Genomic DNA, 15,238 nt, shown 5'->3' on the forward strand with positions numbered 1-15,238 from the left:
TTATTTCTTTAAAATTGTTGTCCAATAATAAAGTGTGTTTCCCAGCCATTAGCTTTTGTTTGTCCAGGAAGAGCGTCAAATCCGTAACCAAAGTCAATACCTAATAATCCAAATGCAGGCATGAATACACGTAAACCAGCACCAGCAGAACGACTTAAGTCAAACGGGTTGTAATCTTTGAAAGTTGGATACGATGAACCAGCTTCTAAGAACGTCAATGCATAAATCGAAGCAGATGCTTTCAATGTAATTGGATAACGCAATTCCATTGAGAATTTGTTATAAATTGTAGCTCCAATCGCATCACCAGCAGAGTTTACTGGAGTTAAAGAGTTGTTTGGGTAACCTCTCAACTGAATGGTCTCTCTACCATCCATAGAGTAGTTGGCCATACCATCTCCTCCTAAGTAAAAACGCTCAAACGGAATTACACCTCTTTCTTGGTTATAAGCTCCTAAGAAACCAAATTCTGTAAGTGTTCTTAATACTAATTTTCCATAAACCTTAGTATACCAATCTCCTTTGAATTTAACTTTATAGTACTCTAACCAATTATATTTTTTCTGATCGACTTTCGCTACATCTGTATCTGCACTTCCATAATCAGAACCAACACTTACATAACCAGTTGTTCCGTTTACTGTCTCTGTTTTAACATAATCACCATTGTTAAGTGGTTTTCCGTCTACACCACTTCCTGATGTTCCAGTATATTGTGTTTTGTATTCTTTTTGATTTTTTAAATCACCATAATCAATTCCATTAAACAATGAATAAGGTGGTGTAACTTTTGCAGAAATACTAAACTCAGAACCGTAAGTTGGGAATATCGGGTTTACCCCTTTATTGCTTCTTGAAAGTCCGATAGTATAAGCTAAGTTTCTTGATGCACCATTACCAAAGGTAAATAAACCTGTATTGTAATTGTTCAAATCATAGTGCTGATAACTTACAGATTGTGATAACACAAAATAATCATCTGGCACAGTTAATCTTTTTGCTAAACCAACTTGGACTGTAAAAATATTAAAACTTTTGCTTCTATCAACAGTTCTAGTGATGTAATTGTTAAGAAATTGCTTACTGTATGAAATAGATGAACTAAATTGTACTGGTTTTTTTCCTCCAAACCAAGGTTCTGAGAAAGATAAACTATACGTTTGGAAGTATGTACTTCCTTGTAAACGAAGTGCAACTTTTTGTCCATCTCCCATTGGTAAAGGCTTGTAAGCTTCTTTATCAAATAATTTTCGAGCAGAGAAGTTATTAAATGAAAGCCCTAAAGTTCCAATGAAACCTCCACCACCGTAACCTCCTTGAAGTTCGACCTGGCTCGATCCTTTTTCTACAACATTATATTCAATATCAACTGTTCCAGCACCAGCATCTACGTTCTTAAATTTAGGATCAATTGCCTCAGGGTCGAAGAAACCTAATTGTCCAATCTCACGAATGGTTCTAACTAATTGTTCTTTACTGTATTTCTCTCCTGGTTTAGTTCTTAACTCACGATAGATAACGTGGTCATTTGTCTTGTCGTTTCCAACAACAGTAATTTTATTAAAATAAGCAATTGGACCTTCTGTAACTCTAATCTCAAAATCGATTGTATCGTTTACTGTTTTTACCTCTACAGCGTTAATATTCGAGAATAAATAACCGTTGTTTTGGTATAAATTGGTAATGTCCTCTGCGTCTGGTTTTGTTTTATCAGCGATTCTTTTTTCTAATAAAACGCCATTATAAGTTTCTCCTTTTTTAATGCCTAAATAACGGCTTAAAAGTTGGTCTGAATAAACTGTATTACCTAAGAATTTAATGTTTCCAAAGTAGTATTTATTTCCTTCTTCTACATTAATCTTAATAGCAAGAGTATTTTTTTGTTTGTTGTATTTTACTGAATCATAGATGATTCTCGCATCGCGATATCCTTTTTCTTTGTAGGCTGCGATTACTTTTTCTAAGTCAGTTTTGTATTTTTCTGGGATAAATTTAGACGCTTTAAAAACTCTGATAAAGTTTTTCTGCTTTGTGTCTTTCATTGCAGCACGCAATTGATTTCCTGTAAGTTGTTTGTTTCCAATGAAATCAATGTTGCTGATTTTTACTTTATCTCCCTTGTCTATCCTGACAAGCATATTAACTTGGTGACCGTTAATCGTGTCTGGAGTATTTGTTATAGTAACTTTTGTGTTATAAAAACCTTCTTTTTTGTATTTGTTTTCAATATAATTTTTCGTTGTCGTAATTAAGTTTTCATTGACAATCTTGTTCTTTGTCAGGTTATTATCTTTAATTAAACCTTCGACTTTGCTCTTTTTAACTCCAACAAATTTAACTTCGTTTAATTTAGGAAGTTCAACGATATCAAGATCTAAATAAATGCTATCATTTTCTATTTTGTTTACATAGAAAGCGATCTCATCAAAAAGACCTAGTTTACCTAATTTTTTAATTGCGCTACTGATTTCTTCTCCAGGAACAGTGATTTCCTGTCCTTTTTGAAGGCCTGAAAAGGTTACAACAGTCTGTTCATTGAAGCTTATTTTACCAACAACAGAAACTTTGGCTAGAATATATTTTTTCCCTTGATCAAAAGGAACTCTTTCTTGTGCTTTAATTTGTGAAAAACTACCCAAAAGTAATAGGGTAAAGACTATTTGTATTTTTTTTTGCAACACTAAAAAATTATTTAATTTGTTCACTGGTTTTTCCAAATCTACGTTCTCTTTTTTGATAACTAATAATAGCCTCATATAAATCTTGGTCTTTAAAGTCTGGCCACAAGACATTAGTAAAATACAATTCTGCGTAGGCGATCTGCCAAAGCAAAAAATTACTTATTCTATGTTCTCCACTTGTTCGTATTAATAAATCTACGTCTGGTAAATTTTGCGTGTAAAGATGCTCATTTATAATTGAATCGTCAATAGTGTCTATTGAAATTATATTATTTTTAACTTTATCACTAATTGATTTAATAGCATTTACCAGTTCCTCTCTAGATCCATAGCTTAAAGCGAGCGTAAGTGTTAATCGAGTGTTGTTTTTGGTCTTTTCCATAACATCCAAAAGTTCTTTTTGGGCTGTTTTTGGTAATTTATCAAGATTTCCAATTGCATTAAGCCTGATATTGTTTTCTTGAAGGGTAACAAGCTCTTTTTTTAATGAATTTACCAATATTTTCATAAGTGCCTGAACTTCCAGTTTTGGACGATTCCAGTTTTCTGTTGAAAAAGCATACAGGGTTAAATACTCAATACCCAGTTTAGCTGAGGTTTTGATTATTTCTTTTACAGATTTTGTACCATTTTCGTGGCCAAACGCGCGCAAAAAGCCTTGTTGCTTTGCCCATCGTCCATTACCGTCCATGATAATGGCCAAGTGTTTAGGTAAGTTTGTGTGATCTATTGATTCTATTAAATTCATTTTTATTCTGGGCAATAGCAAGGTTTCTGTCCAAAGGTATACGTTAAAGTAATACCTGAAAAAACATACCAGTCATTATTATTTAAATTTCCAAATTTTAAAATATCTGGATTACTTGTATTCGGATTGCTTCCGTCAATGTTGTCTGTAAAAGTATAGCGTGCTCCAACTTCTGCTCCTAAAACGAAACGTGGAGTTATATTCGATTTTATACCTAATATAATAGGTATAGCAAATGAACTTTTATTTTTTTGCGCGTATATTACGTTTGGACTTGTAGAATATCGGTATAAGTTATCGAAGACAAAGAAATTTAACCCTGAAAAAATGTAAGGAGTTATCTTTGTATGGTAATCGTGCAAATTAAAATCGAAAAAATTGAATTCTAAACCAGCAGAGAGTTCTTTAATATCGTTTTCAAAACGGTAGCCTCTCTGGTTTCGGCCTGTTTCTTCAGACTTGAAGTCATTTCCAATAATGTTTGATTGTGTGTATGAAAATCGCCATGCATGTCTTGGGCTTCTATTCCATTTGTATAAAATACCAAAGGCTGGTTTTTCTGGGGCGATATAAGTTGTTTTACCAACATCGCCTACAAAGTTGCTTCCTCCAAAAAAAACACCTATCTCATTTATCTGAGCATTAAGTGTAATAAAGGGGAAAAAACATAACAATAAATTAAAAATTTTCTTCATTTAATTCAAAATTGCGTGCAAATATAATAATTATCGATACGAATCAAAGTTCCTTTGTTTAAATGTGCTTTTTTTTCAATTTACGTTATGATTTTGAGCCATTTAATGATGATTCACTACATGCAGAACGAGAAAATGTGGTATTATCGTATAGTAGGGATTCAGAAAAGAGTTTAATTTCTTTTATCTTCTCCCCAGAGCAATTTATTTCTTAATGTTTTTAAGAAAGTTTCGCCTGGTATTTCAACCATTTTTATTTTATAATCTGTTTTTTTGATTTTTAAAATAGATTCATTTTTTACCGAAGAAATTCTTGAATCTAAAGAAACTAAATATTGATCTTCTCTTCCTGTTACACGTAGTGTGATTTCGGTATCATCAGGAATAACAAGTGGTCTGGCAGTTAAATTATGAGGGGCAATAGGTGTGATTACTAGGCTTTTTACATCTGGCGTTAAAATTGGCCCACCACAGCTCAAAGAATATCCAGTTGAACCAGTAGGAGTAGAGATAATTAAACCGTCTGCCCAATAAGAGTTTAGATATTCGTTGTTTAAGTAGGTTTCAACTGTAATCATCGAAGTTGTATCTTTTCTACTTACTGTAACTTCGTTCATTGCAAAGTTAAGTTCTTCGAAAGCTTCATTTTTAGGATCGGCAGTTAGTCCAAGCAAAGTTCTTTCAGAGGTTGTATAGTTCTGATCGATTACATATTGCAACAAAATGTCAATGTTTTCTTTTTGAACTTTCGCCAGAAAGCCTAATCTTCCTGCATTAATACCTAATAATGGAACGCCTGAATTACGAACAAAAGCGGCGGCTCTTAAAATAGTTCCGTCGCCACCAATGCTTATCAACATTTCAAAACTATTGTCTAAGGCGCTGTTTGATGGAAAAGTTTTATACTCTTTCTTAATTAGCTGTTTTTCGTAAAGCATGTTAAGAAAGTTTTCTTCAATTACCATTTCAACATTGTTGGTGTTAAAAAACTTGAAAATGTCTTTTATAATTGGTTCAGTACTATTCTGATAATATTGTCCGTAAATGGCTATTTTCATTCTTTGTTAAATTAGAGAATTTGTCAATGGTTCAATTAGATAATTGTGAAATGCGAAAATCATCTAATTAACTAATTTTCTCATTGGCATATTCATAACTTATATATTAAGATATTTGTCTAAATAATCCGATCGTTCCTTTAGGCTATTTATATAGGTGTCTTCCTGATGTTCTGAAATAATTTCATAACCATATCTTCTGTAGGTCTGAATGATCTCATTAATGGCTCCTAAACCTATTTTTACAGTAATCTGAACGTTTTCTGAATCGGCTTCAGACACAAAACATCCTAAAACTTTACCATTATTACTTTCTACAATTTGGGTAACCTCACTCATTGAATAATCTAAAAGACCTTTTTGAACAATAATAATCGCTCCTGGTTCTTTTAAAAATGGAGTTTCCTGAAAAAACTTCATGATATCTTCCATTTCATAATAACCTACATAGTTATTGTTTTCGTCAAGAATTGGAAGAAGGTTAGTGTGGTTTTTAGCAAAAACTTCAAGAACGTCTAGCCAAAGCATAGATTTTCTTGCAAAAAAATGTTCTAAAGTGTATTTGTAGTCAATTGCTTTTTTTTCAATGTCAAATGTTTCAACATCATCAGAAGAGATACTTCCTATAAAAATACCATCTTCTAAAATCGGAAAATGAGAAAAATTTACATCAATAAAAAAGTCCTGAATCGATGCTATCGTCTCCTGACTATCAATCGCTCTGAAATCATTTGTGATATAGTTTGTAATTTCTGTCATAAATCAATTGAGGATATTTGATGCAAAATAATCAAAAAATACCGAAAACCGCTCTGTTTTACTTTGTATTTTTGTCGTAACAAATATAGTGTTACTAGAATTAATTATCTATTTATATGACAAAGTTAAGTGTTAATATCAATAAAATAGCAACGCTTCGTAATGCACGAGGCGGAAATGTTCCTGATTTATTAAAAGTTGCTGTAGATATTCAGCGATTTGGAGGGCAGGGAATTACGATTCACCCACGTCCAGATGAGCGTCATATTCGCTATCAGGATGCACGCGATTTGAAAGCAATTATTACGACAGAATATAATATTGAAGGAAATCCGCAGCATAATTTTATTGATTTGGTTTTAGAATGCAAACCAGATCAGGTTACATTGGTTCCAGATGCGATTGGTGCAATTACTTCTTCTGCAGGTTGGGATACGATTAAAAATCAAGAATATTTAACTGAAGTTATTCAGGAATTTCAAAAAAATGGAATCAGAACTTCGATTTTCGTTGATCCGATTTTAGAAATGATTGAAGGCGCTAAAAAAACAGGAACAGATAGAATCGAATTATATACTGAATCTTTCGCTCATCAATATAGTTTAGGGAATGAGAAAGGAATTGAACCTTATGTTGAAGCAGCTAAATTGGCAAATGAATTAGGTTTAGGAATTAATGCTGGACACGATTTGAGTTTAGATAATATCAAATTTTTTAAAGAAAATATTCCTGGTTTATTGGAAGTTTCTATTGGACATGCTTTAATTTCAGAAGCGCTTTATCTTGGTTTGGATAATACTGTAAATATGTATTTGAACAAATTGAAGTAAGATAAAATGAAAAACAATTATAACCTGATGTAATTGGGTTATAATTGTTTATTTTCGCACTTTTCTTATTAAAATCCAAGTGTCGAAATTAATTACATTCTTTTGTTTCCTTTCTTTTTTCAGTGTATTTGCACAATCAAAGGCGACTATTTCTGGCAATATAAAATCTTCTGAAAACGAAAATTTAGTTGGTGCCAATATTTCATTTACAGCAAAAGATTTTCAAGCCTTTTCTATAGCCGATTCTCTTGGCAATTTTTCGATAAATGCTCCTTTAGCTGAAATAAAAATTAAAATCCATCAATCAGGATATATTTCACAAAACATTCAATTTAAAATTAAGAAGGATACTTTTGTTTCAATTGTTTTAGAAAAAGACATCGCGCATCTTAAAGAAGTTATCATTTCTAACAATAAAAAAAGTGCCATAACCAATCTTTCTAACGGAAAGCTTTCCTTTAATGTAAAAGAATTATCCTCTGTTCCGACTGTTTTAGGAACCACAGATATTATAAAAATTTTACAGCTAACTCCTGGTGTTCAGAATTCGGGCGATGCTAATGGTTATTTTTATGTTCGTGGCGGAGATCCTGGTCATAATGCAATTTTATATAATGGAACTCCTATTTATGGAATGTCCCACTTGCTTGGAATTTTTCCGTTTTATAATGCAGATCATATAAAAGACGTAGAATTTGATAAATCAAGTTCAAACGCAAAATACGGCGGAAGATTAAGTTCGACAACTTTGTTGAATTCTAATAAAAAACTGCCATCTGAATTTGGCATTCAAGGAAATCTTGGAATTTTAGCTTCTCAGCTTAGTATTGCGGCTCCTTTTAGCGGTAAAACAGGAATTTATATTTCTGGACGAAAAACATATATCGATGAGATTGTTGGTCCAATCTTGAAATCAGGATCAAAAAGCAATGATGTTCAAGATATGAAATATGGTTTTTCTGATGGTAATCTTACTTTTTTATCTCAAATTTCAAAGAATAATTTGTTTGTTATAGATGCCTTTGCAAGTGGCGATGAATTGAAAATTAAAGATGAAAACCTCGCGCTTAAAACAAGTTTGAAGTGGAGTAATTTTACAGTTTCGCCATCTTTAATTACCACAATTTCGCCTAAAGTAAACATGTCAAATGCCGTTTATTTTAGCCAATATTCAAATGATTTAAAGATGGAGCAAGCTACAATTGAATTTGAAGTTTCTTCGTATGTAAAGGATTTTGGATTTACAAATTCGGTACAATATTTCATTAAAAATATTCCAATAGAATCTGGACTTCAATATGTCTACCATAATTTGCAGCCGCAAAAGGTAAACGTTGAAAATTTTGCAACAACCAATAATAATATTCAAGATAAGATTAATGCTAATGAAGCGGCAATTTTTACAAATGCAAAACTAAAAATAACTGAAAAGCTAGCTGCAGATTTAGGACTTCGAATTAATTATTATACTTCAGGATCAGATTCTTATTTGCATTTTCAGCCTAGAATAGTGTTGAATTATTTGGCAAACGAAAAATATTCTTTCTACGCATCTTATAATAAACAATATCAGTATTTGAGTTTAATAACTACTTCAAGCGTTGGAATTCCGACAGATTTTTGGATTGCAAGTTCTGATGGTATAAAACCGCAATCTTCAAATGAATTTTCAATTGGTTCTAATCAAAATCTCTCACGAAATTGGAATTCTTCTTTAGGGGGATTTTATCGTTCGATGAAAAATTTATTGGAATATCCTTATGGAGTTACGCAGTTCAATGAAATTACAACATTTAAAAATGATTTGTATGTTGGAGAAGGAAAAGCGTATGGACTTGAAACGATGCTTAAAAAAAGCAACGGAAAGTTTAGTGGTTGGCTAAGTTATACCTTAAGCTGGTCTGATCGAAATTTTGATGAATTGAATAATGGTAAAACTTATTTTGCAAAGTATGACAGACGCCATAATCTTTCTTTGGTTGGAATGTATGATTTGAATTCAAAATGGAATTTTGGACTTACCCAAGTATTCAGTTCTGGAAACCGATTTACAATGCCAACTTCTTGGTATTTTATTAATAATAATCCAGTTAAGGAATATTCAGGGTATAATAATGCGCAAATACCTAATTACATTCGAACTGATATTTCGGCTAATTATTATTTTATTAAAACAGCAAAAAAAGAAAGCGTATTCAATTTTTCAATTTATAATACCTTCAATATTGCAAATCCAATTTATGTGGTCTTAGATGTTGAAGTAAACGAAAATAAAGATAAAGTTGTAGTGTCTCAGAAAGAGAAGGTTTTGTATCGCATTCTGCCTTCTATTAGTTGGAGATTTAAATTTTAAGAAATATGAAAAAGTATTTGCTTTTATTTTTAGGCTTAGTGTTGGTAAGCTGTTCGAATAATGATTTTACCACTGAAAAAAGTTTGGAGTCTAAAATTGTAGTCGAAGGCTGGATTGAAGAAGGTGATATTGCCAATGTCCTTTTGTCTACAAGTATTCCCGTTACTGACGTTATTGATTCTACAAACATATTGAATCACGTAATTAGGTCGGCAAAAATTACGATTTCAGATGGTGTAAACTTTGAAGTTTTAAGAGTTAAAAATGATAAAGACAGAATCCCTCCATTTGTTTATTTTGGTTCAGCAATAAAAGGAGAAGCGGGAAAATCATATTCATTAAAAATTGAATATTTAGATCGCGTTATTGAAGCAGTGACAACAATTCCAGAAAGTGTTACGCTAAAAAGTGCCGAATATATTAAAAGAAATCCTGCAGATACAACAGGTTATGTTTTTGTAAAATTTGATGATCCAATTAGTCAGAAAAACTATTATCAGATTGCAACTAAAATTGAAGGTGAAGAACCTATTTTTGTTCCTGCATTTTACGGAAATTTAGATGATAAGAATTTTGAAACTTCAGCTGTTTCAGTGCAAATAAATAGAGGAATAATATTATTTCCTAAAACTAAATTCACGCCTTATTTTGCAGATGGAGATTTAATTCATGTAAAATTAAGAACGCAGACAAAAGAAGCTCTAGATTTTTGGAACAGCTGGCAAAATGAAATTGTGAATAGCCAGAATCCTATTTATCCTGCCAACATAAGTTTGAAATCCAATATAAAAGGCGGAATAGGAATTTGGGCCGGATACGGACAAAGTACTATAATCGTAAAAACTCCTCCTAAAAAGTAAAAAAGCCGGTCTGATATTCAGACCGGCTTTAAACTGTAATTCAAAAATATTATTTTTTCTCGAAAGCTTTAATAAACTCTTCAAATTTAGCTTCGAAATTTGAGAACCCTTCAGAGAAATAAGCGCTCATTTCAACTTCTGTGCTATCACTGAATTTTAAGTAATAAACTTCTTCAAGATAAGGTTGAGTGAAAGATTCTCCTTCATTAGTCCAAGAAGTCCAATATTTACTTTCTGCATCCCAAACTGGTAAAGTGAAAGTATATTCACCATCTTTTTCAGAATGTTGAACGATATCAGCGATTTTTGTTCCGTCTTTTTTAGATACTAAAATTAATTTTATGTTTTTGTTGAAATTAGCTGCAGTACCTTCAGATATTTTTTTCTCGTATGCATTTAAAGCAGTGTAATATGCTTTGAAATCGCTATTAGCGTCGTTATATTCAGGATGAGTAGGACGAACATTAGCACTTTCTAAAGCAGCATCATCAGCAGCTTCTGTTGCTAAATCCATATCAGCAAGAATTACGAAATTGTCCATTAATGTAAACAATCCATTTGCTTTACCTCTGTATTGAACAAGCTCATCATTGTCAATTAATTTGTCAATTTCAGCATTGCTTCCAGCATTAAATGTAATTAAGTTTTTTCCGTTGAAAGTAAGAGATGCTTTAGCAGTATTTTGTGTACCTTTTGTAGAACTCATTTCCCAAGTGTAACCATCATTTAAAGTTACTTTATAAGTAAAATCAGTTGGTACTTCTTTACCGTTAGCATATTTTGCAGTTTGTGCAATAGTTGCAGCTTGAGCATTGTCGATTGTTAAAACAGCATCTGCTGATGTTGGTAAATAAAACCAGTCATTTAATTCTGGAGTTATAGGGCCATATTGTTGAGTTTCTTCATTCCATCCCCATTCTGCATAAGTGTCAATAATTTGAACTTTAACATCAGATGAAGTGCTTTTTGTAGAAAATACTGCATTGTTTGTAGTTTGTCCTTCTTTAGCTGGGAAAACAAATTTTAATTCAGTGCTTGAAGCGGTTTTAGTCCATGCTTTTCCTGTGCTGTTCCAAGTATAGATACCATAAACACCCGATACTGTTAGAGCTTCTTCAACACCATTTCCACTTTTTCCGTCAAAAATATCAACGCTACTTTGGCTAAGTAAACGAGATAAATTTTCTAATGCTTCAATTGCGCTAGAACTTTTAGTTTTGTCTAATTGTACTAACATATCGTTAGCTTCAGCTTCTAATTTTACTTTTTGCTGAGAAGGCGTTAAATTAGAGTACGGTTGCTTTACTAAAGCAGCAATTTGCTCTTCTAAAGTTAATTCTGTTTCTGGTGTTGTTTCGTCAGTGCTTTCGTCACTTGAACAAGAGATTGCTAGTTGCGAAAGAACTAAAGACATTAAAAAAATTTTTTTAATCATGATTTGGTTGTATTAAAAAATTAAGGTTGAATTTGAGGCGAAAATAATTAATATAAACCGAATGTCTTTACGGGAATCCGTAAGCCTGTAAACTTTTTTCTAATAAAATTAAATCAATAAAAATTTTGGAGAATATTTAGTTTTAGAGATTAATTGATAGTTTTTTACATTTGTAAACAGAATTTTTATAAATAAATTAAATGTTATACTCAAAAATAGAAGGCGAAGGAAAACCGTTTATCATCATGCATGGATTTCTTGGAATGTCTGATAACTGGAAAACACTTGCTGGACAGTATGTAGAAGCTGGATTTCAAGTTCATATTTTAGATTTACGAAACCACGGGCGTAGTTTTCATTCAGATGAATGGAGTTATGAAGCAATGGTTCAAGATGTGTATGAATACTGTCAGGCAAATAATTTAACTAGAATTGATATTCTCGGACATTCGATGGGCGGAAAAGTTGCCATGCTTTTTGCAACAACTCATTCTGATCTTGTAGATAAATTAATTGTGGCAGATATTGGTCCAAAGTTTTACAAACAGCATCATCAAGATATTTTGGCAGGATTAAATGCAGTTGATTTTTCGGTAAAACCAAGCCGAAATGATGTTGAAGAAATTGTGTCGCAATATGTTTCTGATTTTGGGACGCGTCAATTTTTATTAAAAAATCTATATTGGAAAGAGCCTGGACAATTGGCTTTCCGATTTAATCTGGATGCTTTTAATAATAATTTAGATGCCATAGGAAAACCACTTCCTGATAATTTGGTTTTTGATAAACCAACTCTATTTATTCGAGGAGGAAACTCTGGATATATTCAAGATGAAGATGTTGATGGAATTCGCAATCATTTTCCAAATCTGCAATTAGATACTATTCCAAACGCTGGACATTGGCTTCATGCCGAAAATCCGAAGATGTTTTTCGAATTGACAGCGATGTTTTTAAAGGAATAAAAATAGTTTTGATAAAAATTTTATTACTTTTAAATAAATTTTAAACCTGAAAAACCATGAAATTATTACTTAGACTCCTTGTTACGGCTGCCTTAGTTTTATTATTGTCTAACATTTTAACTGGGGTTCATGTTGCTAGTTTTGGGACGGCTGTAATTGTTGCAGTAGTTTTAGGATTGCTGAATATCTTTATCAAACCAATTTTAGTATTGCTAACTCTGCCAGTAACGTTTGTTACGCTTGGTTTATTTTTATTAGTCATAAATGCTGTAATTATTTTACTGTGCACAAAAATTGTTGGAGGTTTTGTAATCGATACATTTTGGACAGCACTAATATTCAGTATTATTTTGTCTATACTTCAATCTCTTACTTATAAAATATTAGGAGACGATAAATAAAACAATTGAGCAGATTAAAACTGCTTCAAATACAATAGATTAAAAACTTGGTTGGGTTGCAAAAATTTTATAATTTTGCAACCCAATTTTATTACGTAAATTAAAGAAGAAGATGGATATTAAAAGAGTAGCAATAGACGCTGTAAACGAGACAATTGTTATGAACGTTGTTCATATGGATTATAAAGGTCAAGTAGCAAAAAGAATTAACGAAAAAATGCCTTTAGCGCAAGTAAAAGGATTTAGAAAGGGTGCAGTGCCTAAAGATCTTGTTGAAAAGCAATACGGAAAAGCTATCAAACAAGAAGAGATTAAAAAAGTAGTTGATTTGGCTTTAGAGCGTTATATTCAATCTGAAAGATTAAATCTTTTAGGGACTCCGCTTCCAAAAGTAAACGAAAACCTTGACTGGAATGCAGAAGAATTAACTTTTGAGTTCGAAATTGGTTTAGTGCCAAACTTCGAAATTGATTTAGAAGCTAAAAATAATATCGTAAAATATATTGTTACTGCTGACGATAAATTAATCGACGGACAAGTGGAGCGTATCCAAAAACAATTTGGAAAAGCGGTTCCTCAAGAAGTTTCTGATGCTAAATCTGATTTAACTGGAACTTTCTCAAGTGAAGCAAACGGAATCAACAATACAACTACAATTTCTGTAGATGCATTCAGCAAAAAAGCTCAAAAACAATTCACAGGTAAAAAAGTTGGAGATGTTGTTACAGTAAGCACAAAAGGTTTATTTGAAGATGATCACCAATTAATGGATTACTTAAAAGTAGGTCACGAAGGTGTTCATGGTTTAGATGTTGAAGTAAACTTTACTATCGAAGCGATCAACGGTTCTGAGCCAGCTGAATTAAACCAAGAATTATTTGATAAACTTTTTGGTGAAGGAAAAGTTGCTTCTTTAGAAGATTTAAAAGCTAAAATTAAAGAAGATGCTGAGTCTCAATTTGCTCAACAAGCTGACCAAAAATTATTATTAGATGTTCAAGATTTCTTAATCGAAAACACAAAATTTGATTTGCCAGCTGAATTCTTGAAAAAATGGTTGCAAACTGTTGGAGAGAAAAAACTTTCTGCTGAAGAAGCTGAAGTTGAATACGCAAGATCTGAAAAAGGTTTACGTTTCCAATTAATCGAAGGAAAAGCTTTAGCTCAAAGCAATATCCAAATTACATTTGAAGATTTGAAAGAGTTTACCTCAAACGCTATCAGACAACAAATGGCTCAATTTGGTCAAACAAACCCAACTGATGAAGAAGTTCAAGGAATTGTGGCTAGAGTTTTATCTAACCAAGACGAAGTGAAAAGACTTTCTGAGCAAGTTGTAGCAGCTAAAATGTTAGATATTTTCAAAGAAAAAGCTAACCCAACAACTAAAGAGGTTACTTACGAAGAATTTATTGCAGCTTCTTACGGAGAATAAATTCAGTCTGAAAGTCTAAAGCTGTAAAGTCTAAGTTAAGAAGTATACTTTTTAAAAATTAAGATTTTATTACAGAAACTGAAAGATAAAAATAATTATATTTGAACGTCAATGGAAGTTTTTCTTCTATTGACGTTCTTTTTTTGTTTGATGCTTTAAGTTCCACATTATTTATATAACTTGAAATTAAATTAACTTGAAACCTGAAACAAAATAAAAAGAAGACAAATTGGCATCCCTAATAAAAAGGTATGAACTTTGTTTTATTCGTTTAAGTCAATTTCTGACTTTAGACTTTTCAACTTTAAACTAAAAATATGAACTACGGTAAAGAATTCAAAAAATTTGCTACAAAGCACCAAGGAGTAAATGCAATGTATTATGATAAAATCGTTGCGGCGATGACTCCAACAAACATGACTCCTTATATTATCGAAGAGCGTCAATTGAACATTTCTCAATTAGACGTTTTCTCAAGATTAATGATGGATAGAATTATCTTTTTAGGAACAGGTATCGACGATCAAATTGCTAATATCGTTCAAGCGCAATTATTATTCTTAGAAAGCGCTGATGCTTCAAAAGATATTCAAATTTACTTAAACTCGCCAGGAGGAAGTGTTTATGCAGGTTTAGGAATTTATGACACTATGCAGTACATCAAACCAGACGTAGCTACAATCTGTACTGGAATGGCCGCTTCTATGGGAGCAGTTTTATTATGTGCAGGAGCTGCAGGAAAACGTTCTGCATTGCCTCACTCAAGAGTAATGATTCACCAACCATCTGGAGGAGCACAAGGTGTTGCAACAGACATGGAAATCAACTTACGTGAGATGTTGAAATTAAAAGATGAATTATACAACATTATTTCTCACCACTCTGGTCAGACTTTCGAAAGAGTTCACAAAGACAGTGAGCGTGATTACTGGATGAAAGCTGATGAAGCAAAAGAATACGGAATGATTGATGAAGTATTAAGAAGAGGATAATTTCTTAAAGTTAAATTTTGTTTCAG

The 15,238-nt window shown here is 32.1% G+C and carries 13 protein-coding genes; 7 read left to right on the plus strand and 6 right to left on the minus strand.

Annotated elements, in window-relative coordinates; genetic code table 11:
- Positions 1-8 precede the first annotated feature (8 nt).
- The 5 genes from OD917_RS15260 to OD917_RS15280 form a co-directional block, all read right to left on the minus strand.
- Positions 9-2,756 (minus strand): outer membrane protein assembly factor, encoded by a 2,748-nt coding sequence (locus OD917_RS15260; RefSeq protein ID WP_263524278.1) that lies wholly within the window; start codon positions 2,754-2,756, stop codon positions 9-11.
- Positions 2,689-3,429, minus strand: a complete 741-nt coding sequence (locus OD917_RS15265) for an isoprenyl transferase (RefSeq protein ID WP_263524279.1) — start codon at positions 3,427-3,429, stop codon at positions 2,689-2,691. Before OD917_RS15265 ends, OD917_RS15260 begins: the two co-directional genes overlap by 68 nt.
- A gap of 2 nt (positions 3,430-3,431) precedes the next feature.
- Positions 3,432-4,124: a DUF6089 family protein gene (locus OD917_RS15270; protein WP_263524280.1), complete on the minus strand. Its 693-nt coding sequence runs from the start codon at positions 4,122-4,124 to the stop codon at positions 3,432-3,434.
- Between the two features lie 173 nt (positions 4,125-4,297).
- A complete protein-coding gene (locus tag OD917_RS15275) occupies positions 4,298-5,182 on the minus strand; it encodes an NAD kinase (RefSeq protein ID WP_263524281.1) in 885 nt (294 codons plus the stop codon).
- A gap of 99 nt (positions 5,183-5,281) precedes the next feature.
- A complete protein-coding gene (locus tag OD917_RS15280; protein WP_263524282.1) occupies positions 5,282-5,941 on the minus strand; it encodes a CBS domain-containing protein in 660 nt (219 codons plus the stop codon).
- 116 nt (positions 5,942-6,057) lie between these two features.
- Here OD917_RS15280 and OD917_RS15285 point away from each other — a divergent pair, with 116 nt between their 5' ends.
- From OD917_RS15285 to OD917_RS15295, 3 genes are all read left to right on the plus strand, one after another.
- Complete coding sequence (locus tag OD917_RS15285; RefSeq protein WP_263524283.1) at positions 6,058-6,771, plus strand: pyridoxine 5'-phosphate synthase; 714 nt, start codon at positions 6,058-6,060, stop codon at positions 6,769-6,771.
- Positions 6,772-6,850: 79 nt separating this feature from the next.
- Entirely contained in the window at positions 6,851-9,124 is a 2,274-nt protein-coding gene (locus OD917_RS15290; RefSeq protein ID WP_263524284.1) for a TonB-dependent receptor plug domain-containing protein, read from the plus strand.
- 5 nt (positions 9,125-9,129) lie between these two features.
- Positions 9,130-9,984, plus strand: a complete 855-nt coding sequence (locus tag OD917_RS15295; RefSeq protein WP_263524285.1) for a DUF4249 domain-containing protein — start codon at positions 9,130-9,132, stop codon at positions 9,982-9,984.
- 49 nt (positions 9,985-10,033) lie between these two features.
- Here the strand turns inward: OD917_RS15295 and OD917_RS15300 are convergent, their stop codons facing one another.
- Entirely contained in the window at positions 10,034-11,419 is a 1,386-nt protein-coding gene (locus tag OD917_RS15300; protein ID WP_263524286.1) for a hypothetical protein, read from the minus strand.
- Between the two features lie 200 nt (positions 11,420-11,619).
- Here OD917_RS15300 and OD917_RS15305 point away from each other — a divergent pair, with 200 nt between their 5' ends.
- The 4 genes from OD917_RS15305 to clpP all read left to right on the plus strand — a co-directional run bounded on the left by OD917_RS15305 (position 11,620) and on the right by clpP (position 15,212).
- Positions 11,620-12,384 carry an alpha/beta fold hydrolase gene (locus OD917_RS15305; RefSeq protein ID WP_263524287.1) on the plus strand — a complete coding sequence of 255 codons (765 nt, stop codon included), beginning with the start codon at positions 11,620-11,622 and terminating at the stop codon, positions 12,382-12,384.
- Between the two features lie 56 nt (positions 12,385-12,440).
- Complete coding sequence (locus OD917_RS15310; protein ID WP_263524288.1) at positions 12,441-12,785, plus strand: phage holin family protein; 345 nt, start codon at positions 12,441-12,443, stop codon at positions 12,783-12,785.
- A 112-nt stretch (positions 12,786-12,897) separates the two neighbouring features.
- Positions 12,898-14,220, plus strand: coding sequence for a trigger factor (locus tag OD917_RS15315; RefSeq protein ID WP_263524289.1), 1,323 nt, complete (start codon positions 12,898-12,900; stop codon positions 14,218-14,220).
- A gap of 317 nt (positions 14,221-14,537) precedes the next feature.
- Positions 14,538-15,212, plus strand: a complete 675-nt coding sequence (clpP, locus tag OD917_RS15320) for an ATP-dependent Clp endopeptidase proteolytic subunit ClpP (RefSeq protein ID WP_008467307.1) — start codon at positions 14,538-14,540, stop codon at positions 15,210-15,212.
- Positions 15,213-15,238: the final 26 nt, after the last annotated feature.

The sequence above is a fragment of the Flavobacterium sp. SH_e genome, from assembly GCF_025717045.1.
Lineage (GTDB): Bacteria > Bacteroidota > Bacteroidia > Flavobacteriales > Flavobacteriaceae > Flavobacterium.